The organism is Citrobacter cronae (assembly GCF_016893685.1).
Taxonomy (GTDB): Bacteria; Pseudomonadota; Gammaproteobacteria; order Enterobacterales; family Enterobacteriaceae; genus Citrobacter; species Citrobacter werkmanii.
Window position 1 is genome coordinate 4,810,610 of sequence record NZ_CP069763.1, and the last position, 24,112, is coordinate 4,834,721.

Annotated in this window: 23 protein-coding genes; 8 read left to right on the forward strand and 15 right to left on the reverse strand. The window is 52.6% G+C overall.

Annotated features, from left to right (window positions below; genetic code table 11):
- The 3 genes from JSN25_RS20870 to JSN25_RS20880 all read right to left on the reverse strand — a co-directional run.
- On the reverse strand, positions 1 to 1,223 hold a 1,223-nt coding region (locus JSN25_RS20870; protein ID WP_204525757.1), incomplete at its 3' end, for a nucleoside permease.
- Positions 1,224 to 1,280: 57 nt separating this feature from the next.
- Positions 1,281 to 2,114, reverse strand: a complete 834-nt coding sequence (xapA, locus tag JSN25_RS20875) for a xanthosine phosphorylase (RefSeq protein ID WP_087856971.1) — start codon at positions 2,112 to 2,114, stop codon at positions 1,281 to 1,283.
- A gap of 181 nt (positions 2,115 to 2,295) precedes the next feature.
- Positions 2,296 to 3,222, reverse strand: a complete 927-nt coding sequence (locus JSN25_RS20880) for a LysR family transcriptional regulator (protein WP_069324504.1) — start codon at positions 3,220 to 3,222, stop codon at positions 2,296 to 2,298.
- Positions 3,223 to 3,311: 89 nt separating this feature from the next.
- Here JSN25_RS20880 and JSN25_RS20885 point away from each other — a divergent pair, with 89 nt between their 5' ends.
- Positions 3,312 to 4,310: a bile acid:sodium symporter family protein gene (locus JSN25_RS20885; RefSeq protein WP_204525321.1), complete on the forward strand. Its 999-nt coding sequence runs from the start codon at positions 3,312 to 3,314 to the stop codon at positions 4,308 to 4,310.
- Here JSN25_RS20885 and JSN25_RS20890 read toward each other — a convergent pair.
- The 3 genes from JSN25_RS20890 to zipA all read right to left on the reverse strand — a co-directional run bounded on the left by JSN25_RS20890 (position 4,307) and on the right by zipA (position 7,627).
- A complete protein-coding gene (locus tag JSN25_RS20890; RefSeq protein WP_003038102.1) occupies positions 4,307 to 4,525 on the reverse strand; it encodes a DUF3820 family protein in 219 nt (72 codons plus the stop codon). The two genes, JSN25_RS20885 and JSN25_RS20890, sit on opposite strands and share 4 nt — an antisense overlap.
- Before the next feature lies 1 nt (position 4,526).
- Complete coding sequence (gene ligA / locus JSN25_RS20895) at positions 4,527 to 6,542, reverse strand: NAD-dependent DNA ligase LigA (RefSeq protein WP_204525322.1); 2,016 nt, start codon at positions 6,540 to 6,542, stop codon at positions 4,527 to 4,529.
- Positions 6,543 to 6,613: 71 nt separating this feature from the next.
- Positions 6,614 to 7,627, reverse strand: a complete 1,014-nt coding sequence (zipA, locus tag JSN25_RS20900; RefSeq protein ID WP_087856974.1) for a cell division protein ZipA — start codon at positions 7,625 to 7,627, stop codon at positions 6,614 to 6,616.
- Between the two features lie 230 nt (positions 7,628 to 7,857).
- Here zipA and cysZ point away from each other — a divergent pair, with 230 nt between their 5' ends.
- From cysZ to crr, 5 genes are all read left to right on the forward strand, one after another.
- Entirely contained in the window at positions 7,858 to 8,619 is a 762-nt protein-coding gene (gene cysZ / locus JSN25_RS20905) for a sulfate transporter CysZ (protein WP_069324501.1), read from the forward strand.
- Between the two features lie 163 nt (positions 8,620 to 8,782).
- The gene (cysK, locus tag JSN25_RS20910; RefSeq protein ID WP_038642476.1) at positions 8,783 to 9,754 is read left to right on the forward strand and encodes a cysteine synthase A; all 972 of its coding nucleotides are present in this window, start codon (positions 8,783 to 8,785) and stop codon (positions 9,752 to 9,754) included.
- Between the two features lie 383 nt (positions 9,755 to 10,137).
- Positions 10,138 to 10,395 (forward strand): phosphocarrier protein Hpr, encoded by a 258-nt coding sequence (ptsH, locus tag JSN25_RS20915; RefSeq protein WP_002913505.1) that lies wholly within the window; start codon positions 10,138 to 10,140, stop codon positions 10,393 to 10,395.
- A gap of 45 nt (positions 10,396 to 10,440) precedes the next feature.
- Positions 10,441 to 12,168: a phosphoenolpyruvate-protein phosphotransferase PtsI gene (gene ptsI, locus JSN25_RS20920; protein WP_003038080.1), complete on the forward strand. Its 1,728-nt coding sequence runs from the start codon at positions 10,441 to 10,443 to the stop codon at positions 12,166 to 12,168.
- A gap of 40 nt (positions 12,169 to 12,208) precedes the next feature.
- Positions 12,209 to 12,718, forward strand: a complete 510-nt coding sequence (crr, locus tag JSN25_RS20925; RefSeq protein ID WP_000522253.1) for a PTS glucose transporter subunit IIA — start codon at positions 12,209 to 12,211, stop codon at positions 12,716 to 12,718.
- Positions 12,719 to 12,780: 62 nt separating this feature from the next.
- Here crr and JSN25_RS20930 read toward each other — a convergent pair whose 3' ends face one another.
- Both JSN25_RS20930 and pdxK read right to left on the reverse strand, forming a co-directional pair.
- Complete coding sequence (locus JSN25_RS20930) at positions 12,781 to 13,020, reverse strand: hypothetical protein (protein WP_038642483.1); 240 nt, start codon at positions 13,018 to 13,020, stop codon at positions 12,781 to 12,783.
- A complete protein-coding gene (pdxK, locus tag JSN25_RS20935) occupies positions 13,017 to 13,883 on the reverse strand; it encodes a pyridoxine/pyridoxal/pyridoxamine kinase (protein WP_121529374.1) in 867 nt (288 codons plus the stop codon). The genes JSN25_RS20930 and pdxK overlap by 4 nt, the downstream gene beginning before the upstream one ends.
- A gap of 82 nt (positions 13,884 to 13,965) precedes the next feature.
- On the opposite strand from pdxK, the gene ptsJ reads away from it, so the two are divergent.
- Complete coding sequence (ptsJ, locus tag JSN25_RS20940; RefSeq protein ID WP_087856977.1) at positions 13,966 to 15,258, forward strand: MocR-like B6 salvage transcription factor PtsJ; 1,293 nt, start codon at positions 13,966 to 13,968, stop codon at positions 15,256 to 15,258.
- 13 nt (positions 15,259 to 15,271) lie between these two features.
- Positions 15,272 to 15,988 (forward strand): type 1 glutamine amidotransferase, encoded by a 717-nt coding sequence (locus JSN25_RS20945; protein WP_204525323.1) that lies wholly within the window; start codon positions 15,272 to 15,274, stop codon positions 15,986 to 15,988.
- Between the two features lie 81 nt (positions 15,989 to 16,069).
- Here the strand turns inward: JSN25_RS20945 and cysM are convergent, their stop codons facing one another.
- The 7 genes from cysM to JSN25_RS20980 all read right to left on the reverse strand — a co-directional run bounded on the left by cysM (position 16,070) and on the right by JSN25_RS20980 (position 24,081).
- Positions 16,070 to 16,981, reverse strand: coding sequence for a cysteine synthase CysM (gene cysM / locus JSN25_RS20950; protein ID WP_038642491.1), 912 nt, complete (start codon positions 16,979 to 16,981; stop codon positions 16,070 to 16,072).
- 67 nt (positions 16,982 to 17,048) lie between these two features.
- Positions 17,049 to 18,146, reverse strand: a complete 1,098-nt coding sequence (gene cysA / locus JSN25_RS20955; RefSeq protein WP_003038066.1) for a sulfate/thiosulfate ABC transporter ATP-binding protein CysA — start codon at positions 18,144 to 18,146, stop codon at positions 17,049 to 17,051.
- Positions 18,136 to 19,011, reverse strand: a complete 876-nt coding sequence (gene cysW / locus JSN25_RS20960) for a sulfate/thiosulfate ABC transporter permease CysW (protein WP_038642495.1) — start codon at positions 19,009 to 19,011, stop codon at positions 18,136 to 18,138. Before cysW ends, cysA begins: the two co-directional genes overlap by 11 nt.
- Positions 19,011 to 19,844, reverse strand: a complete 834-nt coding sequence (gene cysT / locus JSN25_RS20965; protein ID WP_038642497.1) for a sulfate/thiosulfate ABC transporter permease CysT — start codon at positions 19,842 to 19,844, stop codon at positions 19,011 to 19,013. The genes cysW and cysT overlap by 1 nt, the downstream gene beginning before the upstream one ends.
- Entirely contained in the window at positions 19,845 to 20,861 is a 1,017-nt protein-coding gene (locus JSN25_RS20970; RefSeq protein ID WP_069324493.1) for a sulfate ABC transporter substrate-binding protein, read from the reverse strand.
- Between the two features lie 157 nt (positions 20,862 to 21,018).
- Positions 21,019 to 21,810: an SDR family oxidoreductase UcpA gene (gene ucpA, locus JSN25_RS20975; protein WP_150345282.1), complete on the reverse strand. Its 792-nt coding sequence runs from the start codon at positions 21,808 to 21,810 to the stop codon at positions 21,019 to 21,021.
- Positions 21,811 to 21,927: 117 nt separating this feature from the next.
- The gene (locus tag JSN25_RS20980; RefSeq protein ID WP_394851904.1) at positions 21,928 to 24,081 is read right to left on the reverse strand and encodes a peptidase domain-containing ABC transporter; all 2,154 of its coding nucleotides are present in this window, start codon (positions 24,079 to 24,081) and stop codon (positions 21,928 to 21,930) included.
- Positions 24,082 to 24,112 lie beyond the last annotated feature (31 nt).

Here is a 24,112-nt window from a genome sequence, read left to right on the forward strand (position 1 = left end):
GGGTCATGCTTGTATTTAAAGAACAATGCAAAGATAACCGCCAATGCCAGCGCATACGCGGCAAAGACTAACCAGATAGTCTGCCAGTCCTTAACGCCATCGACAGAGAAGTAATCTACCGCCATCCCGCTCAGGATTGAGCCAACCCAAGCGCCCACGCCATTGACCATCGTCATAAACAGCCCCTGCGCACTGGCGCGAATGTTAGAACTCACTTCCTGCTCTACAAACACCGATCCTGAAATATTGAAGAAATCAAACGCGCAACCATAGACAATCATCGACATCAGCAGCATCACAAAGCCGACCGGGGACGGATCGCCAAAAGCAAAAAAACCAAAGCGCAGCGTCCACGCCAGCATGCTCATCAGCATTACCGTTTTAATACCAAAGCGTTTGAGGAAGAACGGGATAGTCAGGATAAAGCCCACTTCCGCCATCTGTGAAACTGAAAGCAAGATAGAGGGATACTTCACCACAAAACTGTCGGCAAACTCAGGATTACGAGCAAAATCATGCAGGAACGGATTGCCAAAGACATTAGTAATTTGCAGTACCGCCCCCAACATCATCGCAAACAAAAAGAAGATTGCCATACGTGGATTTTTAAACAAGACAAAAGCATCCAGCCCAAGCTTGCTGGCAAGCGTTGTGTTCGCTTTCTTCTCGGCAACCGGAATTTTCGGCAACGTCAGCGCATACAGAGCCAGCAGCAACGATGCGCCAGAAGCGATATACAGTTGCGCACTGCTCAGTTCCAGTCCCATCAGACTCACCGTCCACATGGCCACGATAAAGCCGATAGTGCCAAACACGCGAATGGGTGGGAAAGCGGTGACCGGGTCCTGACCCGATTGCGCCAGACACGAGTAGGAAACACTGTTCGATAACGCAATCGTCGGCATATATGCCATCGCGTTAACCAACATCACCCAGAACATGGTCTGCGGATCGGTAACGGTAGTGGCATATAGCAACACACCCGCGCAGACAAGATGGCAAAGCATGTAGGCGCGTTCGGCGCGTAGCCATTTATCGGCAATGATCCCCATTATGCCCGGCATGATAATCGCTGCCAGCCCTTTCGAACTGTAGACCATACCCACATTCGCGCCGGTAAAATCCAGGGTATTAATCATGTAAGAACCCAGGGTAACCAGCCAGCTCCCCCAGATGAAATATTGCAAAAACGACATGAGCTTTAAGCGAGATGCGATACCCATTTTTCCGTTCCTTGCCAAAAAAGTAAGACCCCGCAAGCGGGGTCAATTTTTAATTATTCAGGCCAGTTTGCGCAAAAAGCCGCAGATCAGATTGATAAAGTTCTGCCGGGAGAGTTCCGCTGCCGCCAGCGTCTGCGCGTGAGATAATTTCACATCGCCCAAACCTTCCGCCAGGTTAGTGATCGCTGCGACCGCAACCACTTTCAGACCGCAATGGCGGGCAGAGATAACTTCAGGCACCACCGACATCCCCACGACATCGCCACCAATGATTTGCATCATGCGAATTTCTGCCGCGGTTTCAAAGTTTGGTCCCGGATAAGAGACAAACACGCCTTCGCTCAGCGGGAAACCTTCTTCTGCGGCAACGGTTTGCAGGATTGCACGATAGTCAGCATCATAGGCATTCGCCAGCGAAAAGAATCGCTCGCCAAAACGATCATCGTTAAGTCCCACCATCGGTGTACCAGGCATCGTATTGATGTGATCGCTAAGCGCAACCAGACTACCTGGCCCAACTTCAGGGCGGAGGGAGCCTGCGGCATTAGTACAAAATAACAGTTCACAGCCCAGCAGCTTCAGTGTGCGAATGGCATCGGTCATCACCGTCATACCGCGCCCTTCATAAAAATGCCCGCGACCTTTCATACAGGCCACCGGTACGCCCGCCAGATTTCCCAGCACCAGTTCACCGGCATGACCGTGAACGGTGCTCACCGGGAATCCGGGAAGTTTCTCGTAAGAAATGGCCACCGCATCCTCAATTTGATCCGCCAACGCGCCCAGGCCTGAGCCAAGAATAAAAGCGACGCGTGGAGTGAAATCCGGCTTGTAGCCACGAATAATATCGGCGCTGTACCAGGGATTTTGCGAGAAAAGAGAGTGGCTCATGAGATATCCTTAATACTGAGTAATCGAAAATAACGTCGCGTACCACACTGTTATAGCGGGACTACGCAATCGATTACCAATACCGTTTATCCCGACAAGCGATAGTAAATCGGTATCGATGAGGTACGCTAAACTGGTTTGAATTCACATTATTTTTCTGCCAGAAATGGCATGGGGCGGTTTATATCTTATACAGCGGATCGCTTGCGCGACCAGCAGTTAACTCACTGGCCTGCATGCGCACCACGTCCCACAACGCCTGAGCCGCGGTAGATAAAGAACGGTTTTTACGTCGCGCCAGCATCAATTGTCGTTCAACCACCGGCGTCAGACGCTTAACCTGTAAATGGCTACCCTGCGGTAAGGGGAGCGCCAGCGCGGGCAGTACGCTGATACCAATGCCCGCCTCTACCATCGGAAACAACGTGGCCGGGTGACCAATCTCCTGAACAATATTGGCATCAATCGAAAAGTGGGCCAGCGCCGCATCGATCAGCGGTCGACTGCCGGAAGCGTAATCCTGTAGCACCAGACGCTCATGATAGAGATCCTGCCAGTTGACCCATTCCCGCTGGGCTAACGGATGATCCTGCCGACACAGTAACAGGAAAGGTTCGGACAGTACGGCTTCACACTGCAGATCGGTCACAGCACCAGGATCAATCACAATGCCAAAATCGACTTCTCCCTGGCGAATGCTTTCCAGCACCCACTGCTGTGGCCTGTCGTGCAGCACAAAATCGATCGCAGGATAAAGCTGATTACTCTGGGCAATACACTGTGGAATCAGGTGTGCGGAGATCGTCTGGCTGGCGGCAACGCGCACCGTTCCGGTTAACTGCGTCCCCACCTGGCCTGCTTCACGCAGGGTGCTGTGCAGTTCATCCAGAATACGCTCCAGTCGTGCCGCCAACTGATGCCCGGCTTCTGTCAGTACCACTTCTCGTGTTGTTCTATCTAATAATCGGACGCCCGTCTGCCCTTCCAGCTCTTTAACGCTATGGCTGACCGCCGACTGGCTTAAGCCAATGATATCCCCCGCCCGGCTAAAACTTTTAGCCTGAGCGACGGTAACAAAGATACGGAGCTGACGCAGAGAGTAATTCATCTATTCGATTCATATATGGATGCAATAAATCAATTTTATTTCTCAAACGGAAAAACGCAAAATGTTCCTACCGAATTTCAGGAGCTTTTATGAAACTATTTCGTATTCTTGATCCGTTCACGATAACGCTAATTACCGTCGTTTTACTGGCTTCCTTTTTCCCGGCCGAGGGCGGTTTTGTCCCTTTTTTTGAAGGATTAACCACCGCCGCCATTGCCCTGCTGTTTTTTATGCACGGGGCAAAGCTGTCGCGTGAGGCCATTATTGCCGGCGGTAGCCATTGGCGTTTGCATCTGTGGGTCATGTGCAGCACTTTCGTCGTCTTCCCGGTATTGGGTGTTCTGTTCGCATGGTGGGCACCGGTTAATGTTGACCCGATGCTGTATACCGGTTTCCTGTATCTGTGTATTTTGCCGGCCACGGTGCAGTCGGCCATCGCCTTTACATCGCTGGCGGGAGGTAACGTCGCCGCCGCCGTGTGCTCCGCTTCGGCCTCCAGCCTGCTGGGTATTTTCTTTTCACCGCTGCTGGTAGGCCTGGTGATGAATATGCACGGCGCGGAAGGCAGCCTGGAGCAGGTGGGGAAAATTATGCTGCAACTGCTGCTGCCGTTCGTGTTGGGACATCTTTCACGTCCATGGATTGGTAACTGGGTATCACGACATAAAAAGTGGATCGCCAAAACGGACCAATCCTCCATTTTACTGGTGGTGTACTCTGCCTTTAGCGAAGCCGTGGTTAACGGGATCTGGCACAAAGTGGGAATCGGCTCACTGCTGTTTATCTGCGTGGTCAGCATCGTTCTGCTGGCCATTGTGATTGGCATAAACGTCTTTGTTGCCCGGAAATGCGGCTTCAATAAAGCCGATGAAATCACCATTGTCTTCTGCGGTTCGAAAAAGAGCCTGGCGAATGGGATCCCAATGGCAAATATTCTGTTTCCGACTTCGGTGATTGGCATGATGGTGCTGCCTTTGATGATCTTCCATCAAATTCAGCTGATGGTCTGCGCCGTGCTGGCCCGTCGCTACAAGCAACAGACGGACGCAATGCAGGCGCAGCAGAAAAGCCGCGCCGCAAAGGCTTAAAGCGGGCGTTTCAGGGGCTGCACCAGTTGCGTCAGCCCCTCAGTTTTAATCAGCAGCGTGATTTGCATCAGCTCGCCAAGTTTACCCGGCGGGAATTCATCCTTACGGGCAAACCACAGCAGATACTCTTCCGGGACATCAATCAGCCGACGCCCCTTATATTTGCCAAAGGGCATCACGGTGTTGGCGATTTCAACCAACTGCTCTTTTTCCATCTCAGGCACCCAGTAAGCGGATCATTTCAGCTTCATCAATCACGGTAATACCCAGTTCCTGCGCTTTTGCCAGTTTCGAACCCGCCGCTTCGCCGGCAATCACCAGATCGGTTTTCTTCGACACGCTACCGGCCACTTTGGCGCCCAGTTCGGTTAATCGTGCTTTGGCGTCATCACGCGACATCAGGCTCAGGCTTCCGGTCAGCACCACCGTTTTGCCCGCGAACGGGCTGTCGATTTCCTCAGCGTTGATAACCACCGGCGCGGGCCAGCGAATGCCCTGCGCCAGCAACTGGCCTATCACCTCGCGGTTGCTCTCTTCGGCAAAGAAATTAAACACGTGCGTCGCCACCACAATGCCAACATCCGGCACTTTTTGCAGCTCTTCAACAGAGGCCGCTTCCAGCGCATCCAGAGTGCCGAAATACGCCGCCAGACCTGCGGCAGTGGCCTCGCCGACTTCACGAATGCCCAGCGCGTAGAGGAAACGGGCAAACGTCGTTTCTTTCGCTTTTTCCAGCGCATTCACCACGTTTTGCGCCGACTTTGGCCCCATCCGATCGAGTCCGGTGAGCTTGCCTGCCGTCAGGGTGAAGAGATCTGCTGGCGTATGGACATACTCTTTCTCCACCAGTTGATCGATAATTTTGTCGCCCATACCGTCAACATCGAGCGCGCGGCGGGAAACAAAGTGTTTCAACGATTCCTTACGCTGGGCGCCGCAAATCAGACCGCCGGTACAGCGAGCGACCGCTTCGCCTTCCACACGTTCAACATCAGACCCACACACCGGACAGTGCTGTGGAAACACGATTTCACGCGTCTCTTCCGGGCGCTCGGAAAGCACCACGTTGACCACCTGCGGGATTACATCGCCCGCCCGGCGAATAACGACTTTATCGCCAATACGCAACCCCAGACGATCGATTTCATCGGCATTATGCAGAGTGGCGTTACTGACCAGAACCCCGGCAACCTGAACCGGCTCAAGGCGAGCAACGGGCGTAATCGCCCCGGTACGTCCGACCTGAAACTCAACATCGCGAACAAAGGTCATCTGCTCCTGCGCCGGAAACTTAAAGGCCACCGCCCAGCGCGGCGCGCGAGCGACAAAGCCCAGTTGCTCCTGCAACGCCATGGAGTTGACTTTAATCACCACGCCGTCGATATCGAAGCCCAACGTCGGTCGGTCTTCTTCAACCTTATGGTAGTAAGCGAGTACTTCCTCCGGCGAGTCACACAGCGCTACCCTGTCGCTTACCGGCAGTCCCCACTCTTTAAATTGCAGCAGACGGCCGAGGTGAGTATCAGGCAGCGCGCCGCCTTCCAGCACACCAACGCCATAGCAGAAGAAAGTAAGCGGTCGCTTCGCCGTGATACGGGGATCAAGCTGGCGTAATGACCCGGCGGCCGCGTTGCGCGGATTAGCAAACACTTTATTGCCGGTGCGGCGGGCTTCTTCATTAATTTTTTCAAATCCGGCCTGTGGCAGGAACACTTCCCCGCGCACTTCCAGACGCGTGGGAATATTATCGCCACGCAGTTTTAACGGGATCGCGCGGATAGTGCGCACGTTAGAGGTAATATCCTCCCCCGTGGTGCCATCACCGCGCGTTGCGGCGCTGACCAGCACGCCGTTTTCATACAGGATACTGACCGCCAGGCCGTCCAGTTTCAGTTCACAGCACCAGGTCAGCTTATCGGTGCTCTTCAGTCGGTCCTGCACGCGCTTGTTGAAGGCGAGAAAACTCTCCTCATCAAACACGTTATCCAGCGACAGCATCGGCACTTCATGGCGAATCTGGCTGAACGCCGACAAAGGCGCGGCGCCAACGCGTTGGGTTGGCGAGTCGGGGGTAACAAGGTCCGGATGCTGCGCTTCCAGCTCGCGCAGTTCACGCATCAGGCGATCATATTCCGCATCGGGAATTTCCGGCGCGTCCATCACATGGTAGAGATACTCATGATGGCGAAGCGTGGTTCGCAGTTCTGTCAGTTGTTGTTCGATTGATTCCATATCGCACCATCAATGATAAAAAACCCCCGACAGGCGGGGGTTTAGCAAGGAAATGTCACGCCAGAAGAAAATCAGGCGTGAGATTCTTTAACTTCGCGGATGCGGTCCTGATATTCCCGCAGTTTCTGCGGCGTCATCATACGACGTTGATCGTCGAGCACCACACCGCCAACTTCATCAGCAATGTGCTGCGCGGACTGCAGCATCAGCTTAAAGTTTTGCAGCTCGTCCCCATAGGACGGAACCTGCATAAAAATAGTCACGCCAGGCGTGCTGAAGTCGCCCGTCATCTCCGGGTCAAAGGTACCAGGATTAACCATGTTGGCAAGACTGAACAGCGACGGACCGCTGCCATCCGGGCTCAGATGACGATGGAAAATATTCATATCGCCAAATTTAAAACCGGCTTGCTGAATGCTGTTGAGCAGCACATCACCGTTGAGCTCGCTGCCATGGTGAGCCGCGACGTTCATAATAATGACCGCTTCTTTACGCTGCGGTTTTTCGGCAACAGGCGCTTCTTCAACGACCGGCTCAGGCTGCGGTTGGTGTTCAACGACAGGCTCTGCTGGCTGGAAGGTCTGCGGCGCAGGCTGCGGAGCCTGCTGCACGGGCTGCTGAACCTGCGGAGCAACGGGCTGATGCTGTACCGGCTGTTGCACCGGTTGCGGCTGAACAGGCTGATGTTGCACAGGCTGCTGCGGTTGAACAGGCTGAGGCGGCTGCTGAACATGCGGCGGCGGTACCGGCGCTTGTGCAGGCTGCTGCGCGGTTTGACGCGGCTGAGCAGACGCATAAGGCGGCTGGTACTGGTGTTGCGGCGACTGAGGAGGAACACCATGTTCCTGCGCGTTACCGGGAGCATGATTCACACGATGAACGCGAACTTCGCCCACGCCTTCGTCTTCCTCGACGTTGTCGTCGAACGAATCCTCGTCTTCACGTTTAGACTTCATGCGTTTCAGTGGGCGATCGCGGAATATAGAAGACCGCTCTTTACGGCTAGTCCAAAAACCATGTACCAGTAAAGCGATTATGGCGATCGCGCCAACAATGATTAATATCAGACGCAAATCCTGCATCATTATATTCTCTGTTGTTCTAACACCTTGCCACCACGGCAAACATTTACTCACTAAGAGTATTTGTCGATTACGCCAAGTGCAAGTGCACTCTTGGCTTTCACGGCATAAAGATGAACAAAATTGTGCTTTTTGCTGTTTTTTCGAACATTTCCGAACAGCTTAACGCTCAACAACCCGGTAAGATACGCCAGGTTTACCAGAGCTTATATAACAAGGAGTATGTCCTGACCATGGTTTCATCATCTGCAGTTGTACCTCGCAGCGGCCTTTATTACTTTTCTCAGGGATGGAAGCTCATCTCCCAACCGGGCATTCGTCGTTTTGTTATTCTGCCTTTACTGGTGAATATCCTGTTGATGGGCGGCGCATTCTGGTGGTTATTTAGCCAACTCGATAGCTGGATCCCTGCGCTAATGAGCCACGTACCTGACTGGCTTCAATGGCTCAGCTATTTGCTGTGGCCGATCGTTACCATTTCCGTACTGTTAGTGTTCGGCTACCTGTTCTCCACCGTCGCCAACTGGATTGCCGCACCGTTTAACGGCTTGTTGGCGGAGCAACTTGAAGCGCGCTTAACGGGCGCAACGCCACCCGACACTGGCGTTCTCGGCATCATGAAAGACGTTCCTCGCATTATGAAACGTGAATGGCAAAAGCTGGCGTGGTATCTCCCGCGCGCCTTCGTTTTGCTGATCCTCTATTTTATTCCGGGCATTGGACAGACCGTCGCCCCGGTGCTGTGGTTCCTGTTCAGCGCGTGGATGTTGGCCATCCAGTACTGTGATTATCCGTTTGATAACCACAAGGTGCCTTTTAAGGAGATGCGCGTCGCGCTGCGCACGCGTAAGGTGACCAATATGCAGTTTGGCGCGTTGACCAGTCTGTTCACCATGATCCCGGTACTCAATCTGTTCATTATGCCGGTTGCGGTTTGTGGCGCCACGGCGATGTGGGTAGACTGCTATCGTGCTAAGCATGCGTTATGGAAGTAATGCAAAAATGTGTAAAAGCGGGCTGGCTTATGTCCGCTCTTATTCCATACTGCAAGGCATTATTTCCCATCAGCATATAGATATGCGATTTCCTTACTTCCCCATACTTTCTCAACAGGTATGCTGAAGCGGTATCCCAATTTCATACAGTTAAGGACAGGCCATGAGTAAGATTTTTGAAGACAACTCGCTGACTATCGGTCATACGCCGCTGGTTCGACTGAACCGTATCGGTAACGGACGCATTCTGGCGAAGGTGGAATCACGTAACCCGAGCTTTAGCGTTAAATGCCGTATCGGTGCCAATATGATTTGGGATGCCGAAAAACGTGGGGTACTGAAACCGGGCGTTGAACTGGTAGAACCGACCAGCGGCAATACCGGCATCGCGCTGGCCTACGTAGCCGCCGCTCGTGGTTACAAACTGACGTTAACCATGCCGGAAACCATGAGCATTGAGCGCCGCAAGCTGTTAAAAGCGCTGGGCGCGAATCTGGTGCTGACCGAAGGCGCAAAAGGGATGAAAGGCGCGATCCAAAAAGCGGAAGAAATTGTGGCCAGCGATCCGGAAAAATTCCTGCTGCTGCAGCAGTTCAGCAACCCGGCCAACCCGGAAATCCACGAAAAAACCACCGGGCCGGAAATCTGGGAAGATACCGATGGCCAGGTTGATGTCTTTATTTCCGGCGTCGGCACCGGCGGTACGCTGACTGGCGTAACCCGTTACATTAAAGGCACCAAAGGTAAAACGGACCTGATCACCGTCGCGGTAGAACCGACCGACTCCCCTGTCATCACCCAGGCCCTGGCGGGTGAAGAACTCAAACCCGGTCCGCATAAAATTCAGGGTATCGGCGCAGGCTTCATTCCAGGAAACCTTGATCTGAAGCTTATCGATAAAGTCGTTACCATCACCAATGATGAAGCTATCTCTACCGCACGTCGCCTGATGGAAGAAGAAGGTATTCTGGCGGGTATCTCTTCCGGTGCTGCGGTTGCTGCCGCGCTCAAGCTCCAGGAAGATGAAACCTTTACCAATAAGAATATAGTGGTTATTCTACCGTCATCGGGTGAGCGTTATCTGAGCACTGCACTGTTTGCCGATCTCTTCACTGAGAAAGAACTGCAACAGTAATGCCAGCATGTTAAAAACGCGTAAAAAAGCACCCTTTTGGGTGCTTTTTTGTGGCCTGCTTCAAAGTTTCAACTCTCCTGGCATTGATTCAACCCGCCGGAACTGGTATTTAACCAAGCTAATTATTTTGATGCGCGAAATTAATCGTTACAGGAAAAGCGCTAGCTGAATCGATTTTATGATTTGGTTCAACTCTTCCTTTCGCTGCATAATGTTTAATGACGAACGAAACGTCAGCGGCAAGAAGTTGCCAACAACGGATTGTACCGAACTCCTTTTGTGTCGCGTCCAGTTTACGCCGATGCTAACAATACAGGCTAAAGTTGAACCGCCAGGCTAGACTTTAGTTCCACAACACTAAACCTATAAGTTGGGGAAATATAATGTTCCAGCAAGAAGTTACCATTACCGCTCCGAACGGTCTGCATACTCGCCCTGCTGCTCAGTTTGTTAAAGAAGCAAAAGGTTTTACTTCTGAAATTACTGTGACTTCCAACGGCAAAAGCGCTAGCGCCAAAAGCCTGTTTAAACTGCAGACTCTGGGCCTGACTCAGGGTACCGTTGTCACCCTGTCCGCAGAAGGTGAAGACGAGCAGAAAGCAGTTGAGCATCTGGTAAAACTGATGGCTGAACTCGAGTAAGTTCAACGAGTTCTTTTAAATATCAGTCACAAGTAAGGTAGGGTTATGATTTCAGGCATTTTAGCATCCCCGGGTATCGCTTTCGGCAAAGCATTGCTGCTGAAAGAAGACGAAATCGTCATTGACCGGAAAAAAATTTCTGCCGACAAGGTTGATCAGGAAGTTGAACGTTTTCTGAGCGGTCGTGCCAAGGCATCTGCGCAACTGGAAGCGATCAAAACCAAAGCTGGTGAAACGTTCGGTGAAGAAAAAGAAGCCATCTTTGAAGGGCATATCATGCTGCTCGAAGATGAGGAGCTGGAGCAGGAAATCATAGCCCTGATTAAAGATAAGCACATGACGGCTGATGCAGCTGCGCATGAAGTTATCGAAGGTCAGGCCACAGCCCTGGAAGAGCTGGATGATGAATACCTGAAAGAACGTGCGGCTGACGTACGTGACATCGGTAAACGCCTGCTGCGTAACATTCTGGGTCTGGCGATCATCGACCTGAGCGCGATTCAGGAAGAAGTTATCCTGGTTGCCGCAGACCTGACCCCGTCAGAAACCGCACAGCTGAACCTGAACAAGGTGCTGGGTTTCATCACTGACGCGGGTGGACGTACTTCCCACACCTCCATCATGGCGCGCTCTCTGGAACTGCCTGCCATCGTCGGTACGGGTAGCGTCACCTCTCAGGTGAAAAACGACGATTATCTGATTCTGGATGCCGTAAATAACCAGGTTTACGTCAATCCGACCAACGACGTTATCGAGCAACTGCGTGCCGTTCAGGAGCAGGTAGCGACCGAGAAAGCGGAACTCGCAAAACTGAAAGATCTGCCGGCGATCACGCTGGACGGACATCAGGTTGAAGTTTGCGCCAACATCGGTACCGTGCGTGACGTTGAAGGCGCTGAGCGTAACGGCGCTGAAGGTGTTGGTCTGTACCGCACCGAATTCCTGTTCATGGACCGTGAATCGCTGCCGACTGAAGAAGAACAGTTCGCTGCGTATAAAGCCGTGGCTGAAGCCTGTGGCTCTCAGGCGGTCATCGTCCGTACCATGGACATCGGCGGCGATAAAGAGCTGCCGTACATGAACTTCCCGAAAGAAGAGAACCCGTTCCTGGGCTGGCGCGCCGTACGTATCGCCATGGATCGTAAAGAGATCCTGCGTGACCAGGTTCGCGCTATCCTGCGTGCCTCTGCTTTCGGTAAACTGCGCATCATGTTCCCGATGATCATCTCTGTTGAAGAAGTGCGTGCACTGCGCAAAGAGATCGAAATCTACAAACAGGAACTGCGCGACGAAGGTAAAGCTTTTGACGAAAGCATTGAGATTGGCGTGATGGTGGAAACACCGGCTGCGGCAACAATTGCGCGTCATTTAGCCAAAGAAGTTGATTTCTTTAGTATCGGCACCAATGATTTAACGCAGTACACCCTGGCAGTTGACCGTGGTAATGATATGATTTCACACCTTTACCAACCGATGTCGCCATCTGTGCTGACGCTGATCAAGCAAGTTATTGATGCTTCTCATGCTGAAGGCAAATGGACTGGCATGTGTGGTGAGCTTGCAGGCGACGAACGTGCTACACTTCTGTTGCTGGGGATGGGTCTGGACGAATTCTCTATGAGCGCCATTTCTATCCCGCGCATTAAGAAGATTATCCGTAACACGAACTTCGAAGATGCGAAGGTGTTAGCAGAGCAGGCTCTTGCTCAACCGACAACGGACGAGTTAATGACGCTGGTTAACAAGTTCATTGAAGAAAAAACAATCTGCTAATCCACGAGATGCGGCCCAATTTACTGCTTAGGAGAAGATCATGGGTTTGTTCGATAAACTGAAATCTCTGGTTTCTGATGATAAGAAAGACACCGGAACTATTGAGATTGTTGCTCCGCTCTCTGGCGAGATCGTCAACATCGAAGACGTGCCGGATGTAGTTTTTGCTGAAAAAATCGTTGGTGATGGCATCGCTATCAAACCAACCGGTAATAAAATGGTCGCCCCTGTTGATGGCACCATCGGCAAAATCTTTGAAACCAACCACGCTTTCTCTATCGAATCCGACAGCGGCATTGAGCTGTTTGTTCACTTCGGTATTGATACCGTTGAACTGAAAGGCGAAGGCTTCAAGCGTATCGCTGAAGAAGGTCAGCGCGTTAAAGTGGGCGACCCGGTTATTGAATTCGATCTGCCGCTGCTGGAAGAAAAAGCCAAGTCGACCCTGACTCCGGTTGTTATCTCCAACATGGACGAAATCAAAGAGCTGATCAAACTGTCCGGTAGCGTGACCGTGGGTGAAACTCCGGTTATCCGCATCAAGAAGTAATTCTTGCCGCAGAGAAGAATGGCGCCAGATGGCGCCATTTTTTTATCTAACGGATGGCGGCGTTAAATTTGTGAGGTCATCGGCCGGTAACACGCCTCGCGCATCAGGATTTTCATCCCTTCCGGTCCGCTTTCCAGCATCCGCCTTTCGGAATCAGACACCAGCAGTTCACAATCATACCCACCCGCAATACCAAACATCGCCCGCGCTACACAAATGTCTTCCAGCGCCTCTGTGCCGCTGGTATCAAAATGTCCGACTAAACGTCCATGCTGACGAACCACCAGCCGATAACTTTTCATCTCGCCTCCCCTGCCGGTGGCAGAATTAATTCATCACAACCGCACTGATGCGTCCAGCTCATGACGTCCAGCACGCGCTGCGCGGCATCGTATGCCGCCGTAGTCAGCGCTTTCCCCAGCACAATGCCGCTCACCAGTTCAGCACAGAACAGATCGCCGGTGCCTTTTAAATCCGTCTTCACCCGCGGGTGAGCGAACACCTCAACCGTTTCAGCCGTCACTACCGCCACATTAATATTCTCTTCGCTATCGCCCGGCGCGCTGGTGATCACCACCCATTTCAACGTGTCGCTAAGCAGAGATTTAGCCGCTGCGATTGCTTCATCAAGCGTACGACACGGCTTTCCGCTCAGCATTTGCAGCTCGAATACGTTCGGCGTCAGCCCCTGCGCCAGCGGCAGCAGGTGCTGACGATAAGCCTCCGGGATTTCGGCTTTAACATACATACCGCTATCCGTATCGCCAATCACGGGGTCAACCAAAATGCACAGGTCCGGATGTGAGGCCCGAACGGTTTCCAGCCATTGTGCCAGCAAGGCGATTTGCTCCGCGCTGCCCATGTATCCTGTCGTCACCGCCTTTAGCTCGCGTAAGGCATCACGTTCGCTTAAGGCGCGCAGATAGCCGCTAAACCAGTCGGGCGGAATAACGCCGCCGTAAAAAGTTTCATAATGCGGGGTGTTACTGAACAGTACCGTGGGTACTGCCGTCACGCGTAATCCCTGCGCTTTAATGGCCGGCACAGCGATGCTGTTGCCTACGCTGCCATATACCACCTGTGACTGGACGGCGACGATATCGGTCTGTAATGCCCGATGTTTGTCGTCGAAGAGCACTGACTGAATATCACTCTCCTGCTCCATTAATTTCTCCTCTCGCTGGACAGCGCGCTTACGCCTCACTATTATCGTCATATGCTAAAATTCATTTTGTCATAGGTCAATAATGATCGACGGAAAAACCGCTAACGAAATTTTTGACAGTATCCGTCAACATGTCGCTACAGGCACGCTGGTAGCGGGAGAAACGTTGCCGCCAGTGCGGGAACTGGCAACAGAATTAAACGTGAACCGCAATACTGTCGCGGCGGCTTACAAACGCCTGGTCACCTCCGGGTTGGCACAGAGTCTGGGACGCAACGGCACGGTGATTAAGGGGATTACTGCCCCCGTTGCGCTGGAAGGTGGTAACCCAGATACTCCACTCATCGATCTTTCCGGCGGTAATCCAGCGCCCTCACGGCTTCCTGACCTGAGTAGTTATTTCGCGAAGATAAATAAGAATCCGCGCTTGTACGGCGATGCCGCTGTATCACCTGGACTTAAGGTATGGGCATCACAATGGATGCAAAATGCCATGCCCGGCGAAGGTGAAATTGATATCACCAGCGGCGCCATTGACGCTATCGAGCGGCTGCTGTGCGCCCATTTGCTGCCCGGCGATAGCGTGGTTGTAGAAGACCCGTGCTTTTTAAGCAGCATCAACATGCTGCGTTATGCCGGATTCTCCGCCAGTCCAGCCAACGTTGATCGCGAAGGCATGCTGCCGGACCAACTGGAACTCGCACTACAGAAAGGCGCGCGGGCGGTGATTCTGACGCCGCGCGCGCATAACCCCACAGGATGCAGTCTGAGCGCATCCCGCGCGGCGCAATTGCAGGAAGTCCTGGCCCGCTATCCGCAGACGCTGGTGATTGTCGACGACCACTTTGCGCTGCTGTCCGCTTGCCCCTGGTATCCGGTGATTGCGCAGGAAACCACGCACTGGGCGATAGTCCGTTCGATGTCGAAAACTTTAGGCCCGGATTTACGCCTGGCTATCGTCGCCAGCGATCCCGTCACTTCCGGGAAACTGCGTTTACGGCTCAACTCCGGCAGTCAGTGGGTCAGCCATCTGCTGCAGGATTTAGCCTGCGCCTGCCTGAGTGACGAGACATATCAACACACGCTGGCGCAAACGCAGCAGTTTTACGCCATCCAGCAGCAAAAGCTGAATTCAGCTCTGCGCCAATATGGTATTGAACTGCCCGTCGGGGATGGTCTGAATCTGTGGTTACCGCTGGCAGATCACAGTCAGGCGATCGCTTTTGCGCTGGCAAAGTCCGGCTGGCTGGTACGCGAAGGCGAAGTGTTCGGCGTCAATACGCCTGCACATGGTTTACGCATTACGCTGTCAACATTAGAAGACAGCGACATTGATAAGCTGGCGGCTGATATTCATCAGGCGCTCAAGCGCTAACAGGAGAGAAAAAGTGCGAGTTCATTTTGTTATTCATGAGTCTTTTGAATCTGCTGGTGCGTACCTGCCATGGGCCGAATCGCACGGCTATACCATCACCTGGTCACGCGTATACGCTGGAGAAACGGTTCCCGCCAATACCGATGGTTTCGATATGCTCGTCGTCTTTGGCGGCCCGCAGTCGCCCCGCACCACGCAGGCAGAGTGCCCATACTTTGACGCTCAGGCCGAGCAGCATCTGATCAACCAGGCGATTACGGCACGAAAAATCGTGGTGGGGATCTGTTTGGGCTCGCAGTTAATTGGCGAAGCGCTGGGCGCGAAGGTGTGTCAAAGCCCGGAAAAAGAGATTGGCCACTATCCAATCACCCTTACCGAATCAGGCCAACAGCACCCGTTATTCAGCCATTTCGGCTCACCGCTTATCGTCGGTCACTGGCACAACGACATGCCAGGGTTAACCGACCAGGCGATAATTCTGGCCGCAAGCGAGGGCTGCCCGCGACAAATCGTGCAATACGGTAATTTCGTTTATGGTTTCCAGTGCCATATGGAGTTCACAGCTGACGCGATTGAAGGATTAATTCAGCACTCAGAGCAAGAGCTGGCCGAAGCTGAAGGGAAACGCTTCATCCGACCGGTTGAAGAGATGCGCGCCTGGGACTACCAGCAGATGAATGAGAAGCTGTGGCAATTCCTGGATAAGCTGGTGCAAAAACGTAACGAGTAATCATCCCTGGCCGGATAAAACATTATCCGGCCATTGTGCCTGGCGGTTGCCTGATGGCGCTACGCTTATCAGGCCAACAAGTTAAATTCCCAGCCCCTGATTAAAGTGCTCTTCACCAAAGACGCCGGTCGAAAGGTAGCGATCGCCGCGATCGCAGATGATCGCCACAACTACCGCGCCGGGCGTGGCACGTGCGACGCGTAACGCGCCCGCTACCGCGCCGCCAGAGCTGACACCGCAGAAAATTCCTTCACGCACGGCCAGTTCACGCATGGTGTTTTCGGCATCATTCTGATGAATATCCAGCACCTCATCCACCAGCGAGGCGTTAAAAATGCCCGGCATATATTCCGCAGGCCAGCGGCGAATTCCCGGAATACTGCTGCCCTCTTCCGGCTGCAGGCCAACGATAGTGACCGCTTTTTCCTGCTCACGTAAAAAACGCGACACGCCGGTAATGGTACCGGTCGTCCCCATACTGGAGACAAAATGGGTGATGCGACCTGACGTCTGCTGCCAGATTTCGGGTCCGGTGGTGGTGTAGTGCGCATACGGGTTATCGGGATTATTAAACTGATCGAGCAGTTTACCTTCTCCGCGCTCAGACATAGCGAGGGCTAAATCGCGCGCCCCTTCCATCCCCTGTTCTTTAGTGACCAGAATCAGCTCCGCGCCATAGGCACGCATTGCCGCCCGCCGTTCCTGGCTCATGTTGTCCGGCATCAGCAGCTTCATGCGGTAGCCCTTCAGCGCGGCGATCATCGCCAGCGCGATGCCAGTATTGCCGCTGGTGGCCTCAATCAATACGTCACCCGGCTTAATTTCCCCACGCTTTTCCGCTTCAACAATCATCGACAGCGCCGCCCGGTCTTTCACCGAACCCGCAGGATTATTCCCTTCCAGCTTGACCCAAATTTCGCTGCCGTTATCCGGCGCCAGGCGTTGTAATTTCACCAGAGGCGTATTGCCAATTGTTTGTTCTAATGTGTTCACGTTTTCAGCTCGTAAAAAAGCCCGGTAAGCGTAGCGCCACCGGGCGATAACTATGCAAATTAACCTATCAGGCTGATTGCGCCAGGGCAAGTTCCTCTTCACGCGTTTCAATACGCTGGTCGCCGTTATACAAACGTGCATTTTGCAGTCCAACAAACAGCCGTTCACCGCGGCTCGGGGAATCATCGCCCTGCATGATGACCGTCAGCGGTTCGTTGTACCACCCGAGGGGTTGTACAACTAATTGGGTGTAGTGCCCTTTCGGACTGGCTTCCAGCACCTGAACCGGCAGCGGCGAATCCAGGCTGGTACGGCGGCTCACATCCACTTCCCATGGACGCAGGAACAGATCGACCGGTCCCTGATAGCCAGGCGTATAGCCCAACGGCCAACGGTGTGCGCCCACGTGGAATTGCCCACCGCGAATCGTCCCCTGCAGGCGGTTAACCTCGCCCATAAACTCCAACACAAAACGGGTAGCCGGTTCTCGCCAGACCTGATCCGGCGCGTCGGCCTGTTCGATATGACCCTGGCTCATCACCACCACCCGGTCTGCAACTTCCGTCGCTTCTTCCTGATCGTGGGTAACAAACACGCTGGTAAACTTCAGCTCCTCATGCAGTTGACGCAGCCAACGGCGCAGTTCTTTACGCACCTGAGCATCGAGCGCGCCAAACGGCTCGTCGAGTAGCAGGATCTGCGGTTCTACCGCCAGGGCACGCGCTAATGCCACACGCTGCTTTTGCCCACCGGAAAGCTGTGCCGGGAAACGATCCGCCAGATGAGCCAATTGCACCATCTCCAGCAGTTTGGTCACTTTGGCTTTGATCGCCGCCGCATTAGGACGCTCACGCCGTGGTAGAACTGTCAGACCAAAGGCGATATTGTCGAATACCGTCATATGACGAAATAGCGCATAGTGCTGGAACACAAACCCCACTTTGCGATCGCGCGCATGCAGACGGCTGACGTCGGTGCCGTGAAAACGAATATGCCCGCTGGACTGATGCTCCAGCCCGGCAATGATACGCAGCAGCGTAGTTTTTCCCGAACCGGATGGCCCCAGCAGAGCCACCATTTGACCTGAAGGAATATCCAGCGAGATATCGTTCAGCACCTGGGTGCGACCAAAAGACTTCTTAATATTGGCAATCTCAATGCTCATGATTTTCCTCCTGCTGCGCGCGTTTCTCCTGGTTCTCCAGACGCCATTGCAACATGCTCTTCAAAAACAGGGTAATAATCGCCATCAGCGTCAACAGCGCGGCGGCGGTAAAGGAGCCGACGGCGTTATAGTCCTGCTCCAGTAATTCAATCTGTAGTGGTAAAGATAAGGTTTCGCCGCGAATCGAGCCGGAAACCACCGACACCGCGCCGAATTCGCCTATCGCACGGGCATTAGTCAGCACCACGCCATACAGCAACGCCCAACGGATATTCGGCAGCGTGACGCGGCGGAACATCTGCCAGCCGGAGGCACCAAGCAAAATCGCCGCTTCGTCTTCATTGCTGCCCTGACTTAGCATCACCGGTACCAGCTCGCGCACCACAAACGGACAGGTCACGAACACCGTCACCAGCACCATCCCCGGCCAGGAGAACATAATTTGCAGGTTGTGCTCATCCAGCCAACCACCCAGCGGGCCGTTAGAACCGTAAAACAACAGATAGATCAGACCAGCGACCACTGGCGAGACGGCAAAGGGAATATCCAACAGCGTCAGCAACAGCTGGCGTCCAGGGAAGTTGAAGCGAGTCACCAGCCAGGCCAGCAATACGCCGAACACCAGATTCACCGGCACCGCAATCAGCGCAATTAACACCGTCAGCCAAATGGCATGCAGCATATCCGGGTCAGCCAGGTTCTGTAGCACCGGCATTAATCCCTTGCTGAACGCCTGCACGAAGATATAAATCATCGGCACCAGCAAAATAAAGGCCGATACCAACATGCCCGTACCGATCAGAAACCATTTACCCCAGTTAATGCGGGGTGCGTCATAGCGTTTCAATTGGGTAATGTCTGCCATTAGTGACCTACCACGCGTCGACCAAAGCGACTTTGCAGGGTGTTAATTGAAAACAGTAGCAGCAACGACGCCCCGAGGATCACAGAAGCAATCGCGCTGGCAGCCGGGTAGTCAAACTCCTGCAAGCGAACAAAAATCATTAGCGAGGTCACTTCTGTTTTCCATGCGATGTTCCCGGCGATAAAAATAACCGCGCCAAACTCACCGAGGCTTCGGGTAAACGAGAGCGCTACGCCCGCCACCAGCGCAGGAGACAGCTCTGGCAACACCACTTTACGAAAACTCTGCCAGCGCGTGGCGCCAAGCGTTTCCGCCGCTTCTTCATACTCCGGGCCTAACTCTTCCAGCACCGGCTGTACGGTGCGCACGACAAACGGAATACTGGTAAAGGCCATCGCCACCGCGATGCCCAGCCAGGTGTAGGTCACCTTAATATCCAGCTTCGCCAGCCATTCGCCGTAGAAGCCATTGACTGAAAACAGCGACGCCAGCGTCAGGCCAGCTACCGCCGTAGGCAACGCAAACGGCAGGTCCATCAGCGCATCCAACAGCGTACGGCCCGGAAAGCGATAGCGGGTTAAGATCCACGCCATCAGCAGACCGAACACGCCGTTAAAAATCGATGCCACAAACGCCGACAGCAGCGTCACTTTATAAGCCGCTACCACCTGCGGATTGGTAATCACTTCCCAATACTGCGCCCAGCTCATTTGCGCCAGTTGCATGACCAGCGCGCTAAGCGGCAGCAGCAATATCAGGCAAACGAACAGTAAGCTGGTGCCCAGGCTTAAGGTAAAGCCGGGCAGCACGCGTCGGGAGGAAACAGCAAACATTTACTTACGCCCCGCCGCCAACAGTTTGTCCAGCTCGCCGCCGCTGACAAAGTGCGTTTTCATCACCTCAGGCCACGTGCCAAACTTGTCTTCCACGCGGAACAGTTCGGTTTGCGGGAATTTATCTTTCAGCTTGTCCATCACCTGCGGGTTGTTCACGCGGTAGTAGAAATCGGTAATGATGGTTTGCGCCTGTGGGCTGTACAGCCAGTTCAGGTACGCTTTCGCCGCTTTTTCAGTACCGTTGGCCTGCACATTTTTATCGACCCAGGCTACCGGGAATTCCGCCAGAATGTTGACCTTCGGCACCACGACTTCGAAGCCCTGATCTTCATACTGTTTACGGATGTTGTTCACTTCTGATTCAAATGTGATCAGCACATCACCCAGACCGCGTTCAACAAAGGTGGTCGTTGCACCGCGACCGCCGGTATCAAACACTTCAACATTTTTCAGGAACTGGGTCATAAATTGTTCGGTTTTGGCTTTATCGCCGCCGTCAGCTTTGTCCGCCGCGCCCCATGCCGCTAAATAGGTGTAACGCGCATTTCCGGAGGTTTTCGGGTTCGGGAAAATCAGCTTCACGTCCGGGCGAACCAGATCGTTCCATTCGTGGATATTCTTCGGGTTACCCTTACGCACTAAAAACGCCATGGTGGAATAGAATGGCGAGCTGTTATTCGGCAGGCGGCTTTGCCAATCGGCAGAGATCAGTTTGCCTTTATCGTGCAGGATCTGCACATCGGTGACCTGGTTATAGGTCACAACGTCAGCTTTCAGTCCCTGCAAAATCGCCAGCGCCTGTTTTGATGACCCGGCATGAGATTGTTTAATCGTCAGTTTATCGCCACCGTTATCTTTCGCCCATTGCTGTTCAAACGACGGGTTAAGGGCGGCAAACAGCTCGCGGGAGACATCGTATGAACTGTTCAGCAGTTCCGTTGCCTGCGCCTGCCCCACCAGCAACAGCATTGCTGCCAGCGTCAGGGTTCTTTTTTTCAGTAAGTTAACGGCCATTGCGCACCCTTATAAATTTAATGACTTTCTTATGGTCATCATATTTATAACCAGTGCTAAAGGAGTAACGGTTTTATATACCGTTTGATGATTTGAAAGTTGAAAAGAGAATAAGGGGTACCTCCTCCCCATCACGCGGGGAGGAGACCGGCATCAATCAGATGCCAACGCTTACGCTTTCAGGCAAAGTGCTGCCGCCATCAATGACGTTTTGCGTGCCAGTTAAATAACTGGACTCATCCGAGGCGAGAAACGCGGCCAGTTCGCCGACTTCAAGCGGACAGGCCAGACGACGCATTGGAATCGCTTTCGCCATTTCAGTTAATACAGATTCCGGATCGTCCGGATTGGACTGACGCGCAATATTTTCCGCCATCGGCGTACGAACATAGCCAGGGCAAATGGCGTTCACGCGAATGCCGGACTGCGCATATTCCACCGCCAGCGATTTGGTTAAGCCGATAATCGCCGCTTTTGACATTGCGTAGGCCGTTTCGCCCGGATCGGCCACCATATCGCCAGTGACTGAGGACATCATCACGATGCGCCCGTCTTTGCGATCAATCATCTCCGGCAGTACGGCTTTCGTTACGTTCCAGACGCCTTTGATATTGATATCAATATGGAAGTCGCGATCGTCATCGCTCATCTCAAGGAAGTTACCGAGGCGACATACGCCGGCGTTGTTGACCAGAATATCGATTTTGCCTTCAACCTTCTTCGCGCGTTTCACCGCTTCCGTGACTGAAGCAAAATCTCTGACATCCGCGTGAACCGCCGTGCAGCGGTGACCGCGTCCAGCCAGCTCATCCGCCAGTTTTTCAATCTCATCGGAGATATCCAGCAGGATTAAGTTCGCGCCATGGCGGGCAAACGTTCTGGCGATCCCTTCGCCAATACCCTGAGATGCGCCCGTAATCAATGCTGTTTTGCCCGTGAGTTTTCCCATTTCAATATTCTCCTTTTGAATATGAAGCCTTCGCTTCATTCACGCAGAAGATACAGCAATAACAAATCGGTGCTGCGAAACGGCTCACTAATCAGTCCGGTCAATGAAAAAATATCGTCAACGCGCTTGTTTTTCGTTCGCTGACGCAACCGTTATGCGAACAGGCGGCTTTGTCTGATCAACTTTTGCTGGCCCTAATAGTTTATCCGGCGTGCAGTCACGAATGATTTTGCCCCCTTTCATGACCAGCACACGATCGAAATACTTCAGCAAATAACGACGGTGCGTCACCATGATCAGTGTCTTACCGCTGATAAAGTGATCGAGATGATCGAAGATTCGCTGTTCGGTCATTTCATCCATATTCGAGGTTGGCTCATCCCATAAGTAAATCTGAGCATCGCTACTCAAACTACGCGCTAATAACAGCTGCTGGTTTTGCCCTGAGGATAAGTTACGCGCCATAAACATCACCGGGTAACGCAGCCCCATAGGATGCTGGAGCACAAAGGTACAGTTCGCCAGATTAAGCGCCTCGATCACCTTCTTGCGGTTGTCGCAATCTTTAAGGGCAAAGTTACTTTCAATGCTGCCGGTAAACAACGTGTCATTATTGGTCACCATACTGATAAAGCGGCTGAAAAAGTTCTGCGCCAGATGTCGGGTATTGTAGCCATCGTACATAATACTGCCCTCAGTAGGTGGACAGTAGCCAGAGAGCAGGGAAACCAGCGAGCTTTTCCCGGAACCACATTCGCCAATAATTGCCACCCGCTGCCCATGAGGAATATCCAGCGTCAGCGTATCCAGCGCTTTTGGTAATTGCGGATCGTACTGATAGCTCAGGGCGCGTAGAGAGATATCACCGCGCACGTTAACAATCGATTGCAGCAATTTTTGCTCATGTTCCTGCCCTGCCGGCATAAACATTTTCATTAAATCCGTAATGGTTTTATTAGTCGTAAAAATAGTAGAGAGCGTTGATGATAACCCCGAGATGATCCCCGACATCCGCCCGGAGACAATAACGGAAGAGACAATCGCACCCGTGGTGATTTCACCTTTGATGACCAGGAAAAAAGCGAAAACCATCAGCAGGATCTGGTTCAGGTTCGACATCGCGCTAAGCGCAGACTGATAATAGACCCCAGCCTTACGCAACTTTAAGCTAAGCCATGACTGATTGTTACTGCTATTAACCCAATCAAGCATCAGGTTTTTGTTGTTTAAGGTATGGATGGTACGTAGGGAATAGAGTAATTCAGTAATGAAAACGTTACGGTTTGACTGGCTCTCCTTCATTTTATCCATCAGCACTTCCGTATACTTGAAGTATCCCCACGCCAACAGTAGCGACACCACCATCATCATCACGGGCACTAACACCAGGGCACCGAGATTAATGTAAATAATCACACAAAAAATAATAAATACCGGAATATCCGACACGCGCTGGAAAACGGAATTTAACAGCACGGGCTTTATTTTTTGAAATTCTGTCCACAGAACAAACACGGAGGACATAGAGCTGCTTTTAGTGGTGTTGTAGATCAATGCCTCCACAAAAGAGACATCAATATTGACATCCTCCTGGCGCGAGACAATCGACTGATAGATATCTTTCGAGGATCGCAGTAAAAATTCAAAGACGATAAATACCAGTACGATACCCACCACCCCAAACAGAGAGGCGGTCGATGACCCCGGTACAAGCTTATCGTAGTAAATGTTACTGAAAACCGGGATAGTCAGGGCAAACAAGGCCATAAACAGCGAGGTAAAAAAATACTTACTGTAAAAAACTTTATTATTTTGCAGTCCGGATTTTAATATCGAGCTGATTTTTATCGATTCAGTCATCCCGCTTAAAGGCTGGATCAGAAAGACCGAAATCGTCTGGATGTTTTCTCTGGCGCACGCAACGACACCCAACTCGTTGTTACGCTTGACCAGCTGTAGCCCCCCTTCCTGGCACCCGACACACACCATCCATTGCATGTCGGAGGTTAATATAATCAGCGGCATATTTTCATTCAGCAAATCGTCGGGGCGCGAGAATTTCACCTCGTGGATCATCAGACCTAATGATAGAAAATAGTTTTTAATCTGCGCTTCATGGTTCGGATCGTTTTTATCATATTGCGACAGCGTGACCGGTATTTTCGCTTCATCTATTTCGATACGTGAGTCGTGGTTTTTGGCGATGTATTGCATAACGCCAGCCAGGCCTAAATCATATAGCGTAAAATCATTCATAGAATTTGCACTCATTCCCCCGCACGTCCTGTACGGGGGAAACGGT